Raw genomic sequence first — 21,039 nt, forward strand, 5'->3', positions numbered from 1 at the left:
GAGGTCAAGCCGTGGCGTACCGCGGTGGCTTGCCCCTTAACTTAATCCACCCTATCCACTCAATCGCGCGGTGTTTTGCGCTTCGGCCTGCCGATGCCGGCGTAGTCCGGCAGCGCATCCACCGATTTGCCGATGGCCTTTGCGTACAGCGGCAGCATGTCCGGCAGGCGCTTCACGATGTCCTGGCGGCGCACCGGTGTGTACGGGTGCACGTAGATAAAGCCCTGATTGCGGTTGCTCTGCGTCGCCTGCGCGAGCTTGTCCCACAGCGTGACCGCCGCGCGCGGATCGAAGCCCGCGCGCGAGGCGATGTCGCTGCCGATCACGTCGGCTTCGGTTTCGTCGGTCGGCGCGTACTTCATTTCCAGCAACCGCGAGCCGATCCCGAGCGGCGCCGCGCCTAGATCGGCGAGGCCGAACAACTGCGGAATCGTGCCGGACGAATCGAGCTGGCTCGACTGCAACTGGCCAAGCCGTTCGCGCGCATGTTCGCGCAATGCATGCGCGATCTCGTGGCCGATCAGCATGCCGAGTTCGTTGTCGTTCAGTCGCGCACGGTCGAGCAGCCCGCCATACACGACGATCTTGCCGCCCGGCAGACAGTACATGCGGATGTCGGGCGAGCGGATCACGGCCACTTCCCACTTCCAGTTCTTCGCCCGCTCGTTCCATTTGAGCGAGTAGGGAACCAGCTTGTCGACGATCGAGCGCACGCGCGTGACGTGCGCGTCGGTGTCGGCGTACAGACGGTTCGCGTGTTCCGCGCCGTAAGTGATCTGGCTGAATTCCTCGGCGGCCTGCGCTTCGAGCACCGGCGACGGGATCAGGTTGCGAAACACCATATAGCCGCCGAATCGCAATTGCGGGCTCGGACTATACGAGCCGGCGGCGGTCGACGGCATGGTGTTGGCGACGGGCGCTTTAGCGCCCGCTGCCGGTGCGGCCGACGGTGCCGACATGGCGGCGGGCGTGCGCGCCGTGACCGGCGTTTGAGGCGCGGACGTCTGGGCAGGCTGGGCCGATGGCGACAAAGGTGAGGAGCTCGATGTCGCGGCGGCTGGTGCGCTGCCGGCGTTGCTGTTGCTGGTGGCGCCATTCGGCGCGGCCGGTGTCGCATTCTCCGCGCCGTTCACGCCTGCGGAAGATTTCGCGGCCGGCGCGGTAGCGGCTGAGTTGGCATTAGCGTTGGCGTTTGCGTTCGCCGCGCTGGTTGCCGTTGCCGCACTGTTGGCCGTGGCGGCGGGCATCGCGGTCGCATAGGCGCTCATCGGCACGACGCACGCCGGGACGAACCATACGATCGCCAATGCCGCACGCAACGAGGCCACGCGATCGCCGGACTTCAGGGACGAACCGCGCGCCCAACCGTGCAATGCCCTCGCGCGTTGCAACTTGCGCAAGGCCAACGACATCGACATCGACGCGGACATCGACGTGGACAAGCGCGCGCTCACGAGCGGGTTCTCCACGGCGCGATGCGCAGCAGAAGCAGCATGCCGGGCAGCGCCAGCGCGGTACAGACGATGAAGTAATCGAACCAGCCGATCTTCGCGACCACATAGCCGCTCGCCGCCGACGCCAGCGTGCGCGGCACCGACGCGAGGCTCGTGAACAGCGCGAATTGCGTGGCGGTGTAGCGAGGATCGGTGGTGCTGGCGATATAGGCGGTGAAGGCCGCCATCGTCAGACCGGTGGCAAAGGTTTCGAGGCCGTAGATCAGCGCCAGCGCGACCGAGCGCGGATCGAGCTGCACGGTCCAGTCGATGCCGACCAGCGCCAGCAGTTTCGTCGTCGCCTGACTCACGCCCACGGCGACGTCGTAAATCGCGGCGAGACCCGGCGAAGCCGGTCCGAGATGCGCGAGCCACGCGAAGCCGAGCGTCGACACCATCTGCAGGATGCCGAAGATCCACAGGCCGCGGCCAATGCCGATCTTCATCAGCCACACCCCGCCGACAATCCCGCCCGCCACGCTCGCGACGAGCGCGGTGGTCTTCGCGATCACGCCGATCTGCGTCCGCGAATAGCCGATGTCGAGGAAGAACGAGGTGGACAGCGTGGTCGCCATCGTATCGCCGAGCTTGTACAGAAAGATGAAGCCGAGCACGAACAGCGCGCCGCGCCAGCCGTCGCGCTGAATGAATTCCTTGAACGGCTGCACGATCGCTTCGCGCAGGTTCTTCGGCGGCGTGCCGTGCACTTCGGGTTCGCGCACCACCAGCGTCATCACCATGCCCGGCAGCATGAATGCCGCCGTTACCATGAACACGGTGGTCCACGGCAAATGATCGGACAGGATCAGCGCGAGCGAACCGGGCACCAGCGCCGCGAGTTTGTACGCGTTCACATGCACCGCGTTGCCGAGGCCTTGCTGCGTATCGCTCAGCAATTCACGCCGGTACGCGTCGATGACGATGTCCTGGCTCGCGCCGAAAAACGCCACCAGCGCGGTCAGCGCCGCGACCGTCCAGATCGAGTCGCGCGGCGACACGAAACCCAGCGTGGCGATCGCGCCGCCCACCAGAATCTGCGTGACCAGCATCCAGCCGCGCCGCCGGCCCGGCCGCCAGCCCGGCAGACGCGGCACGTAGCGGTCCATCAGCGGCGCCCAGACGAATTTCCACGTGTACGGAAACTGGATCAGCGCAAAGAGGCCGATTTCCTTCAGATTGACGCCTTCGGAACGCAGCCACGCCTGCACCAGATAGACGAGCGTGAACAGCGGCAAGCCGGACGTGAAGCCGAGAAAGACGCAGATCAGCATGCGCGTATTCAGGAACGCGCGCCAGCCGGGATGTTCTTCGTGAGCGGTAAGTGCGGGCGCCTCGTGCGGCGGGTTCGACATGTGGATAACTTGGCGTTAGCTTTTCTTGACGCGATAGACCGCAAGACTACCACGCCAGTTCACGCCCCAGCGGACCACCTGGCCGTCGTGGAGCACCACGCGGTCGAGAATTTCGATGCCGACTTCCGGCGCCAGCGCCTCGAAATCCTCGATGGTCAGCACCCGCACGTTCGGCGTGTTGTGCCACTGATACGGCAGCGACTTCGACACCGGCATGCGCCCCTTCAGCACCGACAGCCGATGCGCCCAGTAGCCGAAATTCGGAAACGACACGATGCATTCCTTGCCGACGCGCACCGTCTCGCGCAGGATCGCCGCGGTCTGATGAATGGTTTGCAGCGTCTGCGACAGGATCGCGAAATCGAAGCTCGCGTCCTCGAACAGGCGCAAGCCGTCTTCCAGATTCTGCTGGATCACGTTGATGCCGTTCTGCGTCGACGCCAGCACGCCGGCGTCGTTGATCTCGATGCCGTAGCCTTGCACGTCGAGTTCCTCGGTCAGCAGCGACAGCAGCGAGCCGTCGCCGCACCCGAGATCGAGCACCGTCGCGCGCGGTTCGACCCAGCGGGCGATCGCGCGGAAGTCCGGGCGCAGCGCCAGATAGTCCAGGGCACGCTGGTTCATGCGTTCACCTCGTTCGCAATACGTTCGTAGTAGGCGCGCATCACGTTGTGATAGCGGGCGTCGTCGAGCAGGAACGCGTCGTGGCCGTGCGGCGCGTCGATTTCCGCGTAGGTGACCGTGCGCTTGTGGTCGAGCAGCGCCTTCACCAGTTCGCGCGAGCGGGCGGGCGCGAAGCGCCAGTCGGTCGTGAAACTGGCGATCAGGTATTTCGCCGTGGTGTGCGCGACGGCGGCGGTCAGGTCGCCGTCGAAGGCCTTGGCCGGGTCGAAATAGTCCAGCGCGCGGGTGATCAGCAGGTACGTGTTCGCGTCGAAGTAATCGGCGAATTTGTCGCCCTGATAGCGCAGGTACGACTCCACTTCGAATTCCACGTCGAAGTTGAAGTTGTAGGCGTCCACCGCGCCTTCCGCGCGGCGCAGCGAGCGGCCGAATTTCTCGGCCATGTCGTCGTCCGACAGATACGTGATGTGGCCGATCATCCGCGCGACACGCAGGCCGCGTTTTGGCTTCACGTTGTGCGCGTAGTAGTTGCCGCCGTGAAAATCCGGGTCCGACAGGATTGCCGAGCGCGCCACCTCGTTGAACGCGATGTTCTGCGCGGACAGCTTCGGCGTGGAGGCGACCACGATGCAATGCGCGACCCGCTCCGGATACATCACGCTCCACGCGAGCGCCTGCATGCCGCCGAGGCTGCCGCCCATCACGGCGGCAAAGCGCGTGATGCCGAATTCATCGGCGACGCGCGCCTGGGCGTTGACCCAGTCTTCCACGGTGACGACGGGAAACGCCGCGCCGTACGGCTGGCCGGTCGCCGGATCGATGCTCATCGGTCCGGTCGAGCCGAAGCACGAGCCGAGATTGTTCACGCCGATCACGAAGAACCGGTTGGTGTCGAGCGGCTTGCCCGGCCCGACCATGTTGTCCCACCAGCCGACGTCTTTCGGCTTGTCCGCGTACACGCCCGCCACGTGATGCGACGCGTTGAGCGCGTGACAGACGAGCACCGCATTGCTGCGCGCGGCGTTCAGCGTGCCGTAGGTCTCGACCATGAGGTCGTAGCCGGCCAGCGAACTGCCGTTCTGCAGACGCAGCGGCTCGTTGAAATGCATTTTTTGGGGAGCGACGATACCGATCGATTCCATTCATTCCGCCATTTAACAAATACAGGGCGGCTAGACGGCGTCGGCGAGGCACGGAGGGAACAGCGGTGTGCGCGGCTGACGACCTCTTTAGCCGCATTTATAGTGAACCGCGCGGGAGATATTCCCGGTAGTTCGCGCGCCCGCAATCGAGTCAGCAAATCGGCGCGTAATCAATGTGCAACGTGGCGTGCGGCGCATTCAGCAAGGCGCCCGCCTGTCGCGATCAGGCGCAAAGTATAGCGGAAAATCCGGAGCGGCAACGTCGAGCGCCTGACGGCGGCGCGACGTCTGCCGCGTGGACTACTGAAGAATCAGCAGGATCTGCGCGTCGGCGTGCTCGGCGGGAAGCCGTGCGAAACCGCTACGCACGTACCGGTGCCACCGGCCGATGATGTAGCTCAGCAGCAGACTCGCGCGAATCGCCGGCTCGTAGCCGGCTTCCCGTTGCGCGACGCGCAGGCACTGCTTCAACGAGACCTCGACGCGCTCCAGCATCTGGTTGACGCGCTCGGTGAGCCGTTCGTGTTCGCCGACCAGCGCCTCGCAGGTCAGCACGCGCGTCATGCCGGGATTTTTCGCGGGGAAGTTGAGCAGCATCAAGGCGATCGCGCGGGCCTGCAGCACGCCGTCGCTTTCCTTGCTGGTGATCTGGTTGATCAGGCCGAAGAGGGTCTGCTCGATGAACTCGATCAGCCCTTCGAACATTTGCGCCTTGCTGGCGAAATGGCGGTACAGCGCGGCTTCCGACACGCCGAGCCGGGCGGCCAGCGCCGCCGTGGTGATTTTTTCGCTTTTGGGCGTTTCCAGCATCGCGGCGAGCGTCTGCAGGATATGCACGCGGCGCTCGCCCGGCTTCAGGCGCTGCGCGCGTGGCGCGGCCGGGGCCGAGGCCGCCGGCTGGTGGTCCGGGTCGTGTTCGGTTAAGACTTCGTCAGGCTTGATCGGCTGCATGGCTGTCGTCCCGTCTGCTGTCCCTTCAATCGAACCGAGCGGGTGCCCAGTCGTAGCGATTTTAACGAACGAATGCTCTGGTCGACATAGTGCGGCCGGCCGGTACCCGGCAGACGTGTCGGCACGCCGTCCACGTGCGGTTTGCGCGGCAGATGGCCGGTGATCCAGATGGTGCGGATGCCGAGTTGCCGGTAGTTCTTCAGATGCGAGCGCGTGTCTTCGACGAGGATCGCGTCCTTGAGCGACACGTGGGCGTCGCGCATGGCTTTGCGCAGCATCGCGTGGTCGGGTTTGGCGCGCCAGCGGCGGCGGTCGGCCATGTGTTCGATCGCGATCACCCGTTCGAACAGGCGTTCGATGCGCAGTTCCGCGAGCACCGCGCGCGCGTACGCCTCGGGCGCGTTGGTCAGCACGATCTTGCGGCCCGGCAGCGCCGCGACGAGACGCGCGACGCCGCGTTCGTGACGGATCATCGAGCCGAGATCCGGGAACGTGTGGACAAACTTCAGGAAGTCGTGCGGATCGAGCGGATGGTGGCGCGTGAGGCCGAGCAGCGCCGCGCCGTAACGTTCGGTGTAGACGCGGCGCAGGCGGCTGGCTTCATCGACGTCCACCTTCAGCGTGTCGATGATGTACTGGTTCATGCCCGCGTTGATCGCCGGAAAGATCGCGTGCGATGCGTGGTGCAGCGTGTTGTCGAGATCGAACAGCCAGACCGGCTTGCCGCCGGCCACATGCGGACGACGGCGCCGCGAAGTGGGAGTGCGCATGACGAAGAGCGCCGGATGGGCGCGATGTGAAGTGTGGCGTTGGTGTGGCGAGAAGCAGCGAACGAGGCGGGTTCGTGCGGCGGAGAGGGCGAGCGGTGAGGCCGCGCGCGGCGCGGGCGCGCCGGATGGCGAGTTGCCTTGCGGGCCGGGTCTTGAAGGCGGTGAAGTTCAGCCCCAACAAAGCAAACGGCACACAGAACACGCCCTCGGGACGCGCGCTGTGTGCCGTTTGTGAGGCAGGGATCAATGCGAGCGGATCATCGTGCCGAACGGCTGTTCGGTGAGAATTTCCAGCAGCACCGAGTGCTCGATGCGGCCGTCGATGATGTGCACCGAACGCACGCCGCTCTTGGCCGCGTCCAGCGCCGACGAGATTTTCGGCAGCATGCCGCCGGAGATCGTGCCGTCGGCGAACAGACCGTCGATTTCGCGTGCCGACAGATCGGTCAGCAGATTGCCTTCCTTGTCCATCACACCGGGGATGTTGGTCATCATCACGAGCTTTTCGGCGTTCAGCACGACCGCCAGCTTGCCCGCGACCAGGTCCGCGTTGATGTTGTACGACAGGCCGTCTTCGCCGAAACCGATCGGCGAGATCACGGGGATGAACGCGTCGTCCTGCAGCGCCTTCACGACCGCCGGGTTGATCGCCTCGACCTCGCCGACCTGACCGATGTCGACGTACTGGCCGGGATTCTCGCGATCCGGCATCAGCATCTTGCGCGCGTGGATCAAGCCGCCGTCCTTGCCGGTCAAGCCGACCGCGTGGCCGCCGAAATGGTTGATCAGCGTGACGATGTCCTGCTGCACTTCGCCGCCGAGCACCCATTCGACGACTTCCATCGTCTCTTCGTCGGTGACGCGCATGCCCTGGATGAACGTGCCCTGTTTGCCGATCTTTTTCAGCGCGGTGTCGATTTGCGGGCCGCCGCCGTGCACGATGACCGGATTGATACCGACCAGCTTCAGCAGAATCACGTCGCGCGCGAAGCCTTGCTTCAGGCGCTCTTCGGTCATGGCGTTGCCGCCGTATTTGATGACCACGGTTTTACCGTGATATTGACGAATGTAGGGCAGCGCCTCGGCCAGGATTTCAGCCTTCAGGGTGGGCGCGATCTGCGAAAGGTCAGGTAGCTCGGACATGGCGGCAGGCTCAGGCACGGGACAGTTAAAACACGGCGAATTGTACAGGACTGGCGCGCTGCAGCAGGGTTTTCCATAGCGGCGCCGGCAGCGGGCGGCGTGGACTTTTGCGCAGCGCGCCATGACGGCGCACTGACGGTCCGCCGCCGACCCGCGCAAGCCGGCCGACGTGCAAGAGTACGCGGTCCGCTCGCGCCTGTGTATTAGCCGAATGGACGACTGCCGTTAGGACGCCCGTGGTGGCATCATTTGCGAGTCGAAGCCCGATTCAGCCGGATGATCCGGCGCTTGCCGCCATGAACACGCCTGCTTTTCGCCGAGAATCCAGCCGCAAAAACAGTGCGCGCTGCCCGCGCTGCGGCAATGCGTTCGATTGCGCGAGACACGCGCAGCCGTTCGATTGCTGGTGCGCCGAGATGCCCGTGTTGCCGGTGGAGCGAGTGGACCCGGCTGGCGGCTGTCTGTGTCCGGAATGTCTGGCGGCGGAAATCGCGCGCGCGACGCAAGGACGGCTACCAGGGGCGGATTCGCCGTGAGTTCGCGGTGGCCGCGCGTCGATTCTCGCGTCGAATTAGTTAAAGATTGGCCGCCGTACCGTACTTATGCCTCGCTGTGCTTCATCGCGAGCGCGTTCAAATCGCCGGCCACTTCGGCCAGCACCGGCTCCCATTGACCGAAGCGCGGCTGCCGGTAAAGCTTCGCGCTCGAATACCACGGGCTGTCGCGGCGATCCAGTTGCCAGACCCAGTGCGGATTGACGTCGAGCAATATCCACGTGCGCTGACCGAGCGCACCGCTCAAATGCGCCGCCGACGTGCATACGGTGATCACGAGATCGAGCGTGCTGACGAAGGCGGCGGTGTCGTCGAAGGTCGCGAATTCGGCGGTGAAGTCGGTGATGGCGAAACCGGCGGCGCGAGCAGCGGCCACATCGGCGTCGGCGCCCGGCTGCAACGAATAGAAGGCGACGTTTCGCATCGCGCCGAAATGCGCGGCATAGCGTTCCCAGCCGACGCGCCGAAACGGATTGCGCTGATGCCCGATGCTGCCGGTCCACGTCAGCCCGACTTTGAGCCGGGTTTCCTTGTTCATCCTGACGCGCCACGATTCGCGGGCCGTTTCATCGGCGCGCAGATAGGCGGTGGGCGCAGGGATCGAGGTGTCGCGCGTGTCGAAGATCGACGGCAGGCTGAGCAACGGGATCTCGTAGTCGAACGGCATAAGTGACTCGACCTTGGCGCTGCTGGAATAGGCGTCCACGTGATTGCCGAAGCTGCGCGTCAGCAGTGCCCCCATCTGCGGAAACGAATTCCAGAAGACGCGCCCGCCCTCGCGATGAACGCGATCCGCTAGCATCGGGATATAGCGGCTGAACTGGAGCACGTCGCCCATGCCCTGTTCGCCCCACACCAGCAGCGTCTTGCCGGCGAGCGGTTCGCCTCGCCATGTCGGCACCGGGAATGCGGGACGGTTGCCGCCGAGTTCCGCCGAACCATCCCAGCGTGCTTCGTGCGATTGCCAGCCGGCGGCATAGTTGCCGCGCATCAATTGCAGCATCGCGAGATTGGAGCGCATCGTCGCGTTGCCGGGCGCCGCCGCGCACGCGCTTTGCGCGGCCTCGTCGGCGTCGTCCCAGCGTTGCGCTTCGCGGAGCGCCAACGCATGGTTGTTGAGCGCCAGCGGGCTGTGCGGCGCGCAGCGTACGGCTGCCGCGCCGGCGTCGAGCGCACGCGGCAGGTCCATGGCCATGCGGTAAGCGTGCGCGAGATTGGTCCACGCATCGCCGTCGCCGGGGTCGTTTTGCACCGCGCTTTCGAGCAGCGCGAGTTGTTCGCGCGCGTCGCCGCCGGTCAGCATCAATGCGCCGGCCAGGTTGTTGCGCAGGCGCGGCAGCGTTGGGTCGAGCGAGAGCGCACGGCGGTACGGCCCGATTGCGCCGCGGTGACGATTTGCCATCTGCAGCGCGTGCCCCAGCCGGAAGTGCGCCGGGGCGTGAGCGGGATCGAGTTGGGCAATAATGGCGGCGAGTTCGATCGCTTCGTCATGTCGCTGACGATCGGACAGCCTGCCGCTGAACAGGTCGAGCGACGGTTCGTCGAGTGGCCACAGCCGGCTCGCGGCGTCGAGCCAGCGGGCGGCGGTGTCGGCGGCGCCGTTCTGGCGGGCTGCGGCAGCATGTCGCAGAAAGGTCAGGAAAGCTGACGAGACGTCGGTGTCGCGATCGAAGGTAGGCAGCATGGGCGGCGGCGCGCGTTGCGCGAGCCGGGATGGACGGCAATGACGCGTGGCGCTGGATTGAAAACCCGCCATGCTATCGACGCGATGCCACGTGGTATGTCGGACTAGTCTGAACGGGTACACTCAAGTCATCATGCATCGAATCACCAACACCGGCCGCGTCAATCTCGGTCATCTGTTCTGGCTGCGCTGCCTCGCGATCATCGGGCAGTTGGTGACCATCGCGGTCGTGCAGATCTTCATCGGCGTGAAATTGCCGTTGCCGGCCATGCTGCTCGTGATCGCGCTCGAAGTGATCTTCAACGGCATCACATGGTGGCGCGTCTCGCAACAGCGGCCCGAGTCCAACATCGAGTTGTTCGGGCAGATCTGGGTGGATCTGGGCGCCTTGTCCGCGTTGCTGTTTCTATCGGGCGGCACCACCAATCCGTTCGTATCGCTCTATCTGCCTTCGCTCGCGATTGCCGCCGCGGTGTTGCCGTGGCACCTGATGGCGTGGCTCGCCGCCTTCGCGGTGGCCTGCTACGCGGTGCTCGGTTTCGATTCGGTGCCGCTGAATCTGGATAACCCCGCGAATCTGTTCGATTACTACCGCGCCGGCATGTGGGTCAACTTCATGGTCAGCGTGGGCTTGATCGCGTGGTTCGTCGCACGCATGTCGCGTGCGCTGCGACTACGTGACGCAGCGCTTGGAGATGCGCAGCAGCGCTTGCTTCACGACGAACGAGCGGTCGCGCTGGGCGTGCAGGCGGCCACCGTCGCGCACGAAATCGGCACGCCGCTGTCTACAATTGCCATGTTGTCCGAAGAATTGCGCGACGCGGCCCGTACCGACAAGGGGCTCGCGCCGTACAGCGCCGACTTCGAACTGCTCGAACAACAGATGTCGCTGTGCACGTCGGCGTTGGCAAGATTGCGCAGCCGCGCATCGACGACCACCAGCCGGCAGCCGGTCGGCGAATGGCTCGAATCGTTCGGCGAACAGTGGCGCTTGCGGCATCCGCATGTCAAATTCGAGCGGATCGGCGTACCGCCGGCCGGCGTCAATCTTGACGACACGGTAGCCGTCAGTCAGATTCTGACGATCCTGCTCGACAACGCGGCGCGCGCGAGCCGCGATCACGTGACGCTGTCCTGCTCGCTTGCCGCACGCGGCGATCAGATCGTTTTCGAAGTCTGCGATGCGGGCCCCGGCATTCCGTCCACCTTGCGCGGCTCGCTCGGTGCGATGCCGGTGGAGAGCACGCAAGGCGGACACGGCGTCGGCCTGTACCTGGCGTTTTCGGCGGCGGCGCGGCTCAGAGGCTCGATCGAACTGACCGACGTCAGTCCGATCAAGCCGCGTGGCACGCGCGCGCTGCTGAAGTTGCCGCTCGGCGGCCGCAAATTATCCGGCGCGGGCCGTCAAGGCGCCGCGCCATCCAACACGGAGAAACAGGCATGAGCGAAATGAATTTTCTGGTGATCGACGACGATGAGGTGTTCTCCGGCATCCTCGCTCGCGGTTTGACCCGGCGCGGCTACACGGTGAGCGAAGCGCACAACGCGGACGAAGCGATCAAGCTGGCGAATCAGCAGAAATTCAGCCAGATCACCGTGGATCTGCATCTCGGCAACGACTCCGGTCTCACCCTCGTCGCGCCCTTGCGCGATCTTCAACCGGACGCGCGCATGCTGGTGCTGACCGGCTATGCGAGTATCGCCACGGCGGTGCAGGCGGTGAAGGACGGCGCGGACAACTATCTCGCGAAGCCCGCCAACGTCGAGACGATCCTGTCGGCGCTGCAAAGCGAAGCGAGCGCGCTGCAGGCGGAAGAAGCGCTTGAGCATCCCACGCCGCTGTCGGTGGCGCGGCTGGAGTGGGAGCACATTCAGCGCGTGCTCGCCGAGCACGGCGGCAATATTTCGGCGACCGCGCGTGCGTTGAACATGCATCGGCGGACGTTGCAGCGGAAGCTGGCCAAGCGGCCGGTCAAGCAGTAAGTCGTCAGGCAATCGGCGCGGCCTGTTCGCTCGCTTGCGCGATTGCCGGATTTGCTTGCTGCAAAAAAACCGGGCTGCCTTTTTACGGGCAGCCCGGTTTTTTATGCTTCGGGTTTGATCGGCATCAGTCGATCATGATCGGCACGCGGCGGTCCGCACGTGCGTTGGCGTCGACATCACAGCACGTAGCGCGACAGATCCTCGTCTTCGGCCACTTCGTTCAACGCGCGATCCACATACGCCGCGTCGATCTGCACCGTCTTGCCCGAGTGATTGCCGGCCGAGAACGACACTTCCTCGAGCAGTTTTTCGATCACCGTGTACAACCGGCGTGCACCGATGTTTTCGGTCTTCTCGTTCACCGAATACGCGATCTCGGCGAGACGGCGAATGCCGTCGTCGGCGAATTCGAGGTGCACGTCTTCCGTGGCGAGCAGCGCCTGGTATTGCTTGACGAGGCTCGCGTCCGTGGACACCAGGATCGACTCGAAATCGTTCACCGACAGCGAGTCCAGTTCGACGCGAATCGGGAAACGGCCCTGCAGCTCGGGAATCAGATCGCTCGGCTTGGCCAGGTGGAACGCGCCGCTCGCGATAAATAGAATGTGGTCGGTCTTCACCATGCCGTACTTGGTGTTGATCGTGGTGCCTTCGACGAGCGGCAGCAGATCGCGCTGCACGCCTTGACGGGATACTTCGCCGCCACCGGCTTCCGCGCGCGACGCGATCTTGTCGATCTCGTCGAGGAACACGATGCCGTTCTGCTCGACGTTCTGGACCGCCTTGGTCTTCACCTCCTCGTCGTTCAGCATCTTGCCGGCTTCTTCGTCGGTGAGGACCTTCAGCGCTTCCTTTACCTTCATCTTGCGGCGCGTTTTCTTGCCGCCGCCGATGTTCGCGAACATCGAACGGATCTGCTCGGTCATGTCTTCCATGCCCGGCGGCCCCATGATGTCCATGCCCACTTGCGGCTGTTCGACGTCCAGCTCGATTTCCTTGTCGTCGAGCAGGCCTTCGCGCAGACGCTTGCGGAACGTCTGACGCGTGGTGCCGCCTTCGTCCGCGGTGTCGGTCGCGCTCGAACTCGCGCCGAAACCGACCGGGCGGGCGCTCGGCAGCAGAATGTCGAGGATGCGGTCTTCGGCCTGATCTTCCGCCTTGGTCCGCACTTTGCGCATTTCCGTTTCGCGGGTCTGCTTGACGGAGATTTCGATCAGATCGCGCACGATGCTGTCGACGTCGCGGCCCACGTAGCCGACTTCGGTGAACTTGGTCGCTTCGATCTTGATGAACGGCGCGTCGGCCAGTTTCGCCAGACGCCGCGCGATTTCGGTTTTACCGACACCCGTCGGTCCGATCATCAGAATATTCTTCGGCGTGATTTCCTGACGCAGCGGTTCCTCGACCTGCTGACGCCGCCAGCGATTGCGCAGCGCCACCGCCACCGCCTTCTTCGCGCGGCCTTGGCCGATGATGTGTTTGTCGAGTTCCGAGACGATCTCGGCAGGGGTCATGGTGCTCATCGTGGGTCCTTACTCGATCGTCTCGATGACGCGGTTGTGGTTCGTGTAGATGCACATGTCGCCGGCAATCTGCAGCGACTTCTCCACGATGTCGCGGGGCGACAGGTCGGTGTTTTGCGCGAGCGCGAGTGCCGCGGCCTGCGCATACGAGCCACCCGAGCCGATCGCGCAGATGCCGCCTTCGGGATCGAGCACGTCGCCGTTGCCGGTGATGACGAGGGTGGTGGTGGCGTCGGCGGTGATCAGCATGGCTTCGAGCCGGCGCAGCATGCGGTCGGTGCGCCAGTCTTTCGCGAGTTCGACGGCCGCGCGCGTGAGATTGCCCTGATGTTTTTCCAGCTTCGCTTCGAAACGGTCGAGCAGGGAGAAGGCGTCCGCCGTGCCGCCGGCGAAGCCGACCAGCACCTTGCCGTTGTAGATGCGCCGGACCTTCTTCGCACCGCCCTTCATGACGATGTTGCCCAGCGTCACCTGGCCGTCGCCGCCGAGCGCGACCTTGTCGCCGCGGCGCACGGAGACGATCGTCGTGCCGTGAAATTGCTCCATATGCGTTCCTCTTTGCAAAACGGGTAGGACGCGGCAGCGCGATGCGCGGCCGCATGAATCCTGAAAGCGGACGGCGCGCGACGCAGGGATCGAAACCGGCCGCTCGCGCGCACGTGCTGCGCATGTCCGGTTTATTTTAGGGCGTGCGCGGTCATATCAAGACCCGCTGGCTGGCATGGGAGAAAAAACGTGTGGGCGATGGCCCGGCAGTCTGCGTCATATCGCGCGCGGCAATGAGCGCTGGCGGCACGCGCTTGACGACAGAAGAAGGAAGAGGAACACGCGCATAAGCGCTGAAAAACGCAAAACAGAAACGCCCCGCATCGCGTGAAAAACGACGTGCGCCGAACACGCATAAAAGAAAAAAGGCGCACGGATCACCGTGCGCCTCTCGACGAAGCAGCGTTTCAGGGCGCGGAGCCGAAGCCGCGCCGCAGGCGTTCAGTCGCCGAACAGCTTCTGGCGCAGCTCGCGGCGTTCCTGCGCTTCCAGCGACAGGGTAGCCGTGGGCCGTGCGAGCAGACGCGGAATGCCGATCGGCTCGCCGGTTTCTTCGCACCAGCCGTAGTCGCCCGAATCGATACGTGCGATCGATTGCTGCACTTTCTTCAGCAGCTTGCGTTCGCGGTCGCGCGTGCGCAGTTCGAGCGCATGCTCTTCCTCGATCGTTGCGCGGTCGGCCGGGTCCGGCACGATCACCGTTTCGCGCAGATTTTCGGTGGTTTGGCCGGCATTGCGGAGAATGTCCGCTTGCAGCTGTTCGAGCTTGTTCTTGAAGAAGGCGAGCTGATCCTCATTCATGTAATCCTTGTCGCTCATCTTCAGGATTTCGGCTTCGGTCAAGAGTCGTTTCGTCGTCATCTGGCTTGCTTCTTCAATGTGAGGCAAAACTCTTACATAGTGCCCGCACTTTCGTATTGCCCGCAAAGGCACCTTGAGGACGCGGAGCGCCAAGGCGGGCACGGACGATGGACTGTCGTGACGCCGAAGCGCCTGGCGCCCACACGCCGGGCGTCGCAACGCCAATGCGGGGCCGAACTCCTCTGGAAACCGATTCTCAAATGCTCCTGAGGCATTGCTTGCCGGCAGCGCGCCTTTTCAGGCGCCGCTACCCGGCATTCTCGGCGTATTGTCCGGACAAGATTTTCCGGCGCCGTTTCAGGCCCGGCGCGGGATACGCGCTGACCGGGCAATTCGTTGTCATTCTCCAGTGGGCACGTATTGTAACTGAATCACAATCCGGCACCGCATCTCGCGAAAATCCCCGGCGGCGCACTGATATCCCGAAAATATAACGCGCGTCCGATCAAAAAGCGATGGTCGTGCACGCTTTAATACAGCAGGGTTTTCACGCGCTTTTCACACGCCCGACATTTCAGGCGGCTTTCGGCCAAAGCGGGCTGCATTCAGCAGATGATTTCTGCTTCGGCCGCCGGCCGCACGCCTTGTAGCACGGGTGTTTGAGCGCTATCAGCATGATGCGTGCCGCGCTCGGCGAAAAGCGCGGCACAGGCTGACAAATTGGCGAGATACGGATATTCCGGGCGCGAGGCCCGAGACTTGACGTTCAACACCGCGCGCGGCGCAGAGCGCACCGCGCGGTGGAACGCAAAACCAGCCGGCTGGATTGGATATCGGTATCAGGCGAGACAGGCGTCCAGACCGTCGGTGATCAGGTCCTGCGGCAGTTCGATACCGATGAACACCATCTTGTTGGTCTTCTTCTCGATCGGCTGCCATTTCGCGGCGAGGTCGCTGCCCATCATCTGATGCACGCCCTGGAACACCACCTTGCGATCGACGCCCTTCATATACAGCACGCCCTTGTAGCGCAGCAGGCGTTCGCCGTAAATCTGCAGGATGCCGCCGAGGAAGTCTTCCAGCTTGTTCGGATCGAACGGCCGGTCGTTGCGGTACACGAACGACTTGATCTTGTCGTCGTGATGCGCGTGATGGTGATGCGCATGATCGTGGCCTTCGTGGTCGCACTTGCCATGATCGTGATCGCAGTTGGCATGATCGTGGTCGTCATGCGCATGCGTGTGGCCGTGTTCGTCGTGCGCGTGGGCGTGGCTATGCGCGTGCTCGTCTTCGGCGAGGAAGTCCGGATCGATTTCGAGCTTCGAATTCAGGTTGAAGCCGCGCAGGTCGAAGATTTCCTTGATGTCCGCTTCGCCGAAATTGACGACCTTGATCGCCGCCTTCGGGTTCATGTGCAGCAGACGGTGACGCAGCGCATCCACGTGTTTTTCATCGACGAGATCGGCCTTCGTGATGAACAGGCGATCGGCGAAACCGACCTGACGCTGTACCACTTCGTGCTCGTCCAATTGATGGTTCGCGTGCTTCGCGTCGACCAGCGTGATGATCGCGTCGAGCAGGAATTCGTCGGCGATCTGGTTATCCATGAAGAAGGTCTGCGCGACCGGGCCCGGATTCGCGAGACCAGTGGTTTCGATCACCACGCGGTCGAAGTCGAACTCGCCCGCCTGCTTTTTCGCCGCCAGATCGCCCAGCACGCGCGCGAGGTCGCCGCGGATCGTGCAGCAGATGCAGCCGTTGCTCATCTGGATGATCTGTTCGGTCGTGTCCTGCACGAGAATTTCGTTGTCGATGTTCTCTTCGCCGAACTCGTTTTCGATCACGGCGATCTTCATGCCGTGCTTTTCGTTCAGGATGCGCTTGAGCAGGGTGGTTTTGCCGCTGCCGAGAAAGCCGGTGAGGATGGTGACTGGGATCATGAGGGTCGCCTGTGTGTGTTCGTGAAACGTGCGTAATCGAGCGCCGGAAGCGCGGATGCCTGAAGCGTCGATGCCCGAGACGCCGAAGCGTCAAGCGTCGAAGCCTGAGGCGCGGCGGCCGGATGGCGCGCAGCCCCGCCTGAGCCGGTTATTGAAACATATCTGCCGGGCGGTTGCAGGGGAGGGCGGGTTGTGTACCCGCGCGGCGCCGTTCGGCCTCCCGCGTTGCCCGTCCCGCATCGCCCGGCACGACAAATAAGCCTGAATGTAAGGGCAGTCAGGCGATTTGCAACAGCAGCCCCTTCAGGTATTCGCCTTCCGGGAACGCGGTGAGCAGCGGATGATCGACGCCCGCGCCGAGCCGCTTGAGAATCCGCGCATCGACGCGCGCGTCGGCGGCCGCGCCGGAGACGATCTTCTGGAACAGCTCGGCATCGATCGCACCGGAGCACGAGTACGTGAACAGCAGGCCGCCCGGCCGCAGCAGCTTCAACCCCGTCAGGTTGATGTCCTTGTACGCCCGCGCCGCGCGATCCACATGTTCCTTCGACGGCGCGAACTTCGGCGGATCGAGCACCACCAGGTCGAAGCGCTCGCCCTCGTCGTGCAGACGGCGCAGCGTCTTGAATGCGTCGGCGTCGAGCCACGTCGCGCGTTCGGCGTCGAAGCCGTTGGCGGCCACGTTCTGCTGCGCGATGGCCAGCGCGTCGCCGGACGAATCGATCGACACGACCCGTTTGGCGCCGCCCTTGAGCGCCGCCAGCGAAAACCCGCCGGTGTAGCAGAAGCAGTTCAGCACTTCACGATCCTGCGCGAGTTGCTGTACCAGCAGGCGGTTGTCGCGCTGATCGACGTAGAAGCCGGTCTTGTGGCCGTTGCGCACGTCGACGTGATAGCGCACGCCGTTTTCGCTCGCGATCAGCGCGTCGGATGGCGCTTCGCCCGCCAGCACGCCGGTGATCTGTTCGAGGCCTTCCTTCTGGCGGATCGACACGTCCGAGCGCTCGTAGACGTTCGGGCAGCCGGTCGCGCCGACCAGCGCCGCGACGATCGCCTCTTTCCACGCCTCGACGCCCGTCGCCATGAACTGGCAGACGAGCTGGCTGCGCTGGCCCGCGTCCTCGGCGACGTAGTGGTCGACGATCAGGCCGGGCAGGCCGTCCGCCTCGCCGAAAATCAGCCGCACCGCGCCGGTGTCGTGCACCATCGTTTGCCGATGCGAGAGCGCGCGCTGCACGCGGCGCTTGAAGAACGCGTGATCGATCGGCTCGCTTTCGTCGAAGCTCCACACCCGCGCGCGGATCTGCGAATGCGGGCTGTAGGCGGCGCGCGCGAGGAACCGGCCGTCGTGCGCGCGCACCAGCACGGTGGCGCCGGGCGCGGGATTGCCGTCGACGCGGTCGATCGCGTTGGCATAGACCCACGGATGACGGCGCAGCAGCGACTTTTCTTTCGACGGTTTGAGCGTAACGGTATTCATCGGCGGTTCAGTGAAGCAGTGAGCAGTGAAGCAATGATCCGCGTGGCAATGCGCACGCGGCGAGTAATCCGGCAGCAGCGGGTGGAACGGAAGCGGCGAGTCGATCGGAAGCCGCCGCCGCCATGCGATCTCAGTCGCGTTTCTTGGCGCGCGGATGCGCCTGATCGTAGACGCGCGCGAGATGCTGGAAATCGAGCGCGGTGTACACCTGCGTGGCGGTGATGCTGGCGTGGCCGAGCAACTCCTGCACGGCGCGCAGATCGCCGCTCGATTGCAGCACATGCGTGGCGAACGAATGCCGCAGCACGTGCGGATGCACGTTGGCCGGAATGCCGGCCTGCATCGCCGCGCGCTTGACGCGTTCGCGCACCACGTTCGGCGACAGCCGGTTGCCGCGCGCCGACAGAAACAGCGGATGCGGATCGTGCTTGACCATCTGGTCGCGCACCGCGAGCCACGCGTTCAGCGCGGCGAGCGCCTTGCTGCCGACCGGCACGATACGGCGACGGTTGCCCTTGCCGAGCACTTCGACTTCGGCGGCATCGAGCTTGAGCCAGCCGGCCGAGCGGTAGCCGTCGGCATCGGCGAAACGCGCGTCGAGGCCGACCAGTTCCGACAGGCGCAGACCCGACGAGTAGAACAGTTCGAGCATCGCGTGATCGCGCAAACCTTCGAGCGATTCGGGCGGCGGGTTGTCCATCAGGCGCGTGGCGTCGTCGACGGACAGCGCCTTGGGCAGCGTTTTGGCCTGCTTCGGCGCGCGCACGGTGGCGACCGGATTGGCCGGCAGATCGACACGCCCCGCCAGCCAGCGGTAGAACGCGCGCCATGCCGACAGACGGTGACCGATCGAGCGCGCGCTCAGGCCGCCCGCATGCGCGCGCACGACCGCGCCGCGCATATCCACCGCCGTCAGACTTTCGAGCGGCCGGCCCTTGGCCAGCAGGCGGAGTTCGTCGAGTTCGTGGGTGTAGGCGCGCAGCGTGTGCGCCGACAGGCGCCGCTCGTGTTCGAGATTCGACAGATAGGCGGCGATCGGGTCGGCTTCGGTCACGTTGGGCTCGATTTCAGGCTCGGGATACGGCTAGCGGGACCGGCCGCGGCCGACGTGGACAACGTGGCCGGCATGGACGACCCGGCCGGCACGGCGCACGGGTAATCGGACACGGTGCGCGATCGGCCATGTCGCGGCGCTCAGCGCGGCAACAACCGGCTCAGCGCGGCGCTGGCCAGCGCGCCGATCTGCGTCAGGAAGTCGGTGGCCATGCCGTCGTGGAAGCGGCGCGCGTCGGCCGAGCCCATCACCAGCAGGCCGAAGGTGGCGGCTTCTTCCTTGCCCTCGGGGTCGCGCAGCGCGAGCAGCGCGATCGATTCGGTCACGTGGGCCGACTCCGGCGCTGCCGTGCCCGACGCGTTGTCTTCCCCGGCGGTGTGCGCGGCATGCGCGGCGCCAGCCGACGGCGTCAACCATTGCGCCGCCTCGAAGCCGGTATTCGCGCCGCAATACGGCGCGGTCAGGCTGTTGGCGAAAATCCGCACTTCCTCGCCGACGTGGCGCGCGAAGTCGGCCTGCGCATACGGTTCGGCGACGTCCCACACGCGCAGCGCGGCTTGCGGCACGTCGAAAATATCGCGCAATCCGCCGGCGATGGTCCGCGGCAGCGCGTACGGATCGCGCTCGGCCATCACGCGGATGGTCCAGCGGTTGAATTTCGCGGCGATGCTGTCGTTCTCGTGGCCGTAGCGCAGCAACTCGGCGAGACGGCGTTCGAGATGCTTGTTCTTGTCGCGCAGCATGTCCATCTGCCGTTCCTGCAGCGACACCGCGGCCTTGCCGTGCGGGTTCGCAAGCCGGATGGTCGCGAGTGTTTCCGCGTGGTCGGCGAAGAATTCGGGATTGGCGAGCAGGTAGTCGGCGACTTCGCGATCGTTCATGGTTTCGGCTAAAGGACTACGGGGCGACGCCTTGCGGCGGCGCGTCGGTCAAGGAAGTTCAGGCGGCGGCCGGGGTTGCCGCTGGGTTGGCCAGCGTGTTGGTCAACTCGTCGGCCAACTCGATTTCGCCTTCGAAAACAGTGGCCGCGGGGCCAGCCATCAGCAACGGGTCGCCGGCTTGTTCGCCGCTCCACGTGATGGTCAGCGTGCCGCCATGCGTATGCACGCGCACCGGCGCGTCCAGCAAGCCGCGCCGGATGCCGGCCGCGACCGCGGCGCATGCGCCCGTGCCGCACGCCAGCGTTTCGCCGGCGCCGCGCTCGAACACGCGCAATTTGACTTCGCTACGGCCGATGATCTGCATGAAGCCTGCGTTCACGCGCTGCGGAAAACGCGCGTGACGCTCGATCACCGGACCGTCGACCAGCACGGGAAACGCTTCGACGTCGTCGACGATCTGCACCGCGTGCGGATTGCCCATCGACACCACCGACACCCAGCGCGTCGCGCCGTTCACATCCAGCGGCCAGAGCGTGTCCGCGCCTTCGCGACGGCCTTCGAGGCCCTTGGTGGCGAACGGCACGTGTTCCGGATCGAACACCGGCACGCCCATGTCGACCAGCACCTCGCCGTTTTCCTGCATGGTCAGCGTGATGGTGCCGTTCTGCACCTGCACGCGCACGCTGCGCTGATCGGTCAGACCGCGTTCACGCACGAACTTCACGAAGCAGCGCGCGCCGTTGCCGCAATGCTCGACCTCGCCGCCGTCGCAATTGAAGATGCGATATCTGAAATCGACGCCCGGCACCGTGGGCTTCTCGACCAGCAGCAACTGGTCGGCGCCGACGCCGAAATGCCGGTCCGCGAGCGCGCGCACCTGCGCCGGGCTCAGGTTGACCGGTTGGGTGTAGCCGTCGAGCACGACGAAGTCGTTGCCCGCGCCGTGCATTTTGGTGAATTTCAGTTTCATCGCGCTATTGTAAGTGACGCGCCCATGGCTGCGCCGGCGGCCGCGTTATTTCGGCCTTCGGCGGTTTTTCCGCGTGCCGGCGGGATCGGCGCCGGCCCTGCCTGAATCCGTCCGGCTCTGTTCGTCCCGGCAGCGAGCACGGCCGGCA

The 21,039-nt window shown here is 64.8% G+C and carries 19 protein-coding genes; 3 read left to right on the forward strand and 16 right to left on the reverse strand.

The window, feature by feature from the left end:
• Positions 1–59: 59 nt before the first annotated feature.
• From LFL96_RS00535 to argB, 7 genes are all read right to left on the reverse strand, one after another.
• Positions 60–1,268, reverse strand: coding sequence for a M48 family metallopeptidase (locus LFL96_RS00535; RefSeq protein ID WP_281000849.1), 1,209 nt, complete (start codon positions 1,266–1,268; stop codon positions 60–62).
• Positions 1,269–1,450: 182 nt separating this feature from the next.
• Positions 1,451–2,845: an AmpG family muropeptide MFS transporter gene (locus LFL96_RS00540; protein ID WP_280996982.1), complete on the reverse strand. Its 1,395-nt coding sequence runs from the start codon at positions 2,843–2,845 to the stop codon at positions 1,451–1,453.
• 15 nt (positions 2,846–2,860) lie between these two features.
• A complete protein-coding gene (metW, locus tag LFL96_RS00545; protein WP_280996983.1) occupies positions 2,861–3,469 on the reverse strand; it encodes a methionine biosynthesis protein MetW in 609 nt (202 codons plus the stop codon).
• Positions 3,466–4,611 carry a homoserine O-acetyltransferase gene (locus tag LFL96_RS00550; protein WP_280996984.1) on the reverse strand — a complete coding sequence of 382 codons (1,146 nt, stop codon included), beginning with the start codon at positions 4,609–4,611 and terminating at the stop codon, positions 3,466–3,468. The genes metW and LFL96_RS00550 overlap by 4 nt, the downstream gene beginning before the upstream one ends.
• A gap of 300 nt (positions 4,612–4,911) precedes the next feature.
• The gene (gene slmA / locus LFL96_RS00555; RefSeq protein WP_280996985.1) at positions 4,912–5,562 is read right to left on the reverse strand and encodes a nucleoid occlusion factor SlmA; all 651 of its coding nucleotides are present in this window, start codon (positions 5,560–5,562) and stop codon (positions 4,912–4,914) included.
• Entirely contained in the window at positions 5,532–6,332 is an 801-nt protein-coding gene (locus LFL96_RS00560) for a pyrimidine 5'-nucleotidase (RefSeq protein ID WP_280996986.1), read from the reverse strand. The genes slmA and LFL96_RS00560 overlap by 31 nt, the downstream gene beginning before the upstream one ends.
• A gap of 243 nt (positions 6,333–6,575) precedes the next feature.
• Complete coding sequence (argB, locus tag LFL96_RS00565; protein ID WP_280996987.1) at positions 6,576–7,475, reverse strand: acetylglutamate kinase; 900 nt, start codon at positions 7,473–7,475, stop codon at positions 6,576–6,578.
• Positions 7,476–7,771: 296 nt separating this feature from the next.
• Here argB and LFL96_RS00570 point away from each other — a divergent pair, with 296 nt between their 5' ends.
• Positions 7,772–8,011, forward strand: coding sequence for a cysteine-rich CWC family protein (locus LFL96_RS00570; protein WP_280996988.1), 240 nt, complete (start codon positions 7,772–7,774; stop codon positions 8,009–8,011).
• A 64-nt stretch (positions 8,012–8,075) separates the two neighbouring features.
• Here the strand turns inward: LFL96_RS00570 and LFL96_RS00575 are convergent, their stop codons facing one another.
• Positions 8,076–9,713 carry a tetratricopeptide repeat protein gene (locus LFL96_RS00575; protein WP_281000851.1) on the reverse strand — a complete coding sequence of 546 codons (1,638 nt, stop codon included), beginning with the start codon at positions 9,711–9,713 and terminating at the stop codon, positions 8,076–8,078.
• Positions 9,714–9,846: 133 nt separating this feature from the next.
• Here LFL96_RS00575 and LFL96_RS00580 point away from each other — a divergent pair, with 133 nt between their 5' ends.
• Entirely contained in the window at positions 9,847–11,157 is a 1,311-nt protein-coding gene (locus tag LFL96_RS00580; RefSeq protein WP_280996989.1) for an ATP-binding protein, read from the forward strand.
• Positions 11,154–11,696 carry a response regulator transcription factor gene (locus LFL96_RS00585; protein WP_280996990.1) on the forward strand — a complete coding sequence of 181 codons (543 nt, stop codon included), beginning with the start codon at positions 11,154–11,156 and terminating at the stop codon, positions 11,694–11,696. The genes LFL96_RS00580 and LFL96_RS00585 overlap by 4 nt, the downstream gene beginning before the upstream one ends.
• Before the next feature lie 176 nt (positions 11,697–11,872).
• Here LFL96_RS00585 and hslU read toward each other — a convergent pair whose 3' ends face one another.
• The 8 genes from hslU to dapF all read right to left on the reverse strand — a co-directional run bounded on the left by hslU (position 11,873) and on the right by dapF (position 20,891).
• On the reverse strand, positions 11,873–13,219 hold the full coding sequence (gene hslU, locus LFL96_RS00590) for an ATP-dependent protease ATPase subunit HslU (RefSeq protein WP_280996991.1): 1,347 nt from the start codon (positions 13,217–13,219) through the stop codon (positions 11,873–11,875).
• 9 nt (positions 13,220–13,228) lie between these two features.
• A complete protein-coding gene (gene hslV / locus LFL96_RS00595) occupies positions 13,229–13,765 on the reverse strand; it encodes an ATP-dependent protease subunit HslV (RefSeq protein WP_280996992.1) in 537 nt (178 codons plus the stop codon).
• Between the two features lie 441 nt (positions 13,766–14,206).
• Positions 14,207–14,626: an RNA polymerase-binding protein DksA gene (gene dksA, locus LFL96_RS00600; RefSeq protein WP_012431412.1), complete on the reverse strand. Its 420-nt coding sequence runs from the start codon at positions 14,624–14,626 to the stop codon at positions 14,207–14,209.
• Positions 14,627–15,405: 779 nt separating this feature from the next.
• Complete coding sequence (locus LFL96_RS00605; protein WP_280996993.1) at positions 15,406–16,506, reverse strand: GTP-binding protein; 1,101 nt, start codon at positions 16,504–16,506, stop codon at positions 15,406–15,408.
• A 277-nt stretch (positions 16,507–16,783) separates the two neighbouring features.
• On the reverse strand, positions 16,784–17,986 hold the full coding sequence (locus LFL96_RS00610) for a class I SAM-dependent rRNA methyltransferase (RefSeq protein ID WP_280996994.1): 1,203 nt from the start codon (positions 17,984–17,986) through the stop codon (positions 16,784–16,786).
• Between the two features lie 130 nt (positions 17,987–18,116).
• The gene (xerC, locus tag LFL96_RS00615; RefSeq protein ID WP_280996995.1) at positions 18,117–19,040 is read right to left on the reverse strand and encodes a tyrosine recombinase XerC; all 924 of its coding nucleotides are present in this window, start codon (positions 19,038–19,040) and stop codon (positions 18,117–18,119) included.
• Positions 19,041–19,180: 140 nt separating this feature from the next.
• Positions 19,181–19,921 (reverse strand): DUF484 family protein, encoded by a 741-nt coding sequence (locus LFL96_RS00620; protein WP_280996996.1) that lies wholly within the window; start codon positions 19,919–19,921, stop codon positions 19,181–19,183.
• 58 nt (positions 19,922–19,979) lie between these two features.
• Positions 19,980–20,891, reverse strand: coding sequence for a diaminopimelate epimerase (dapF, locus tag LFL96_RS00625; RefSeq protein ID WP_280996997.1), 912 nt, complete (start codon positions 20,889–20,891; stop codon positions 19,980–19,982).
• Positions 20,892–21,039: the final 148 nt, after the last annotated feature.

The organism is Paraburkholderia sp. D15 (assembly GCF_029910215.1).
GTDB lineage: Bacteria > Pseudomonadota > Gammaproteobacteria > Burkholderiales > Burkholderiaceae > Paraburkholderia.

Bases quoted from the DNA above. Each gene is read 5' to 3' on its own strand.
- hslV (WP_280996992.1), bottom strand. From the start codon at position 13,765: ATGGAGCAATTTCACGGCACGACGATCGTCTCCGTGCGCCGCGGCGAC.
- metW (WP_280996983.1), bottom strand. From the start codon at position 3,469: ATGAACCAGCGTGCCCTGGACTATCTGGCGCTGCGCCCGGACTTCCGC.
- LFL96_RS00535 (WP_281000849.1), bottom strand. From the start codon at position 1,268: ATGAGCGCCTATGCGACCGCGATGCCCGCCGCCACGGCCAACAGTGCG.
- argB (WP_280996987.1), bottom strand. From the start codon at position 7,475: ATGTCCGAGCTACCTGACCTTTCGCAGATCGCGCCCACCCTGAAGGCT.
- LFL96_RS00540 (WP_280996982.1), bottom strand. From the start codon at position 2,845: ATGTCGAACCCGCCGCACGAGGCGCCCGCACTTACCGCTCACGAAGAA.
- LFL96_RS00575 (WP_281000851.1), bottom strand. From the start codon at position 9,713: ATGCTGCCTACCTTCGATCGCGACACCGACGTCTCGTCAGCTTTCCTG.
- LFL96_RS00560 (WP_280996986.1), bottom strand. From the start codon at position 6,332: ATGCGCACTCCCACTTCGCGGCGCCGTCGTCCGCATGTGGCCGGCGGC.
- hslU (WP_280996991.1), bottom strand. From the start codon at position 13,219: ATGAGCACCATGACCCCTGCCGAGATCGTCTCGGAACTCGACAAACAC.
- slmA (WP_280996985.1), bottom strand. From the start codon at position 5,562: ATGCAGCCGATCAAGCCTGACGAAGTCTTAACCGAACACGACCCGGAC.
- LFL96_RS00570 (WP_280996988.1), top strand. From the start codon at position 7,772: ATGAACACGCCTGCTTTTCGCCGAGAATCCAGCCGCAAAAACAGTGCG.
- LFL96_RS00610 (WP_280996994.1), bottom strand. From the start codon at position 17,986: ATGAATACCGTTACGCTCAAACCGTCGAAAGAAAAGTCGCTGCTGCGC.
- dapF (WP_280996997.1), bottom strand. From the start codon at position 20,891: ATGAAACTGAAATTCACCAAAATGCACGGCGCGGGCAACGACTTCGTC.
- LFL96_RS00605 (WP_280996993.1), bottom strand. From the start codon at position 16,506: ATGATCCCAGTCACCATCCTCACCGGCTTTCTCGGCAGCGGCAAAACC.
- LFL96_RS00580 (WP_280996989.1), top strand. From the start codon at position 9,847: ATGCATCGAATCACCAACACCGGCCGCGTCAATCTCGGTCATCTGTTC.
- LFL96_RS00585 (WP_280996990.1), top strand. From the start codon at position 11,154: ATGAGCGAAATGAATTTTCTGGTGATCGACGACGATGAGGTGTTCTCC.
- LFL96_RS00550 (WP_280996984.1), bottom strand. From the start codon at position 4,611: ATGGAATCGATCGGTATCGTCGCTCCCCAAAAAATGCATTTCAACGAG.
- LFL96_RS00620 (WP_280996996.1), bottom strand. From the start codon at position 19,921: ATGAACGATCGCGAAGTCGCCGACTACCTGCTCGCCAATCCCGAATTC.
- dksA (WP_012431412.1), bottom strand. From the start codon at position 14,626: ATGACGACGAAACGACTCTTGACCGAAGCCGAAATCCTGAAGATGAGC.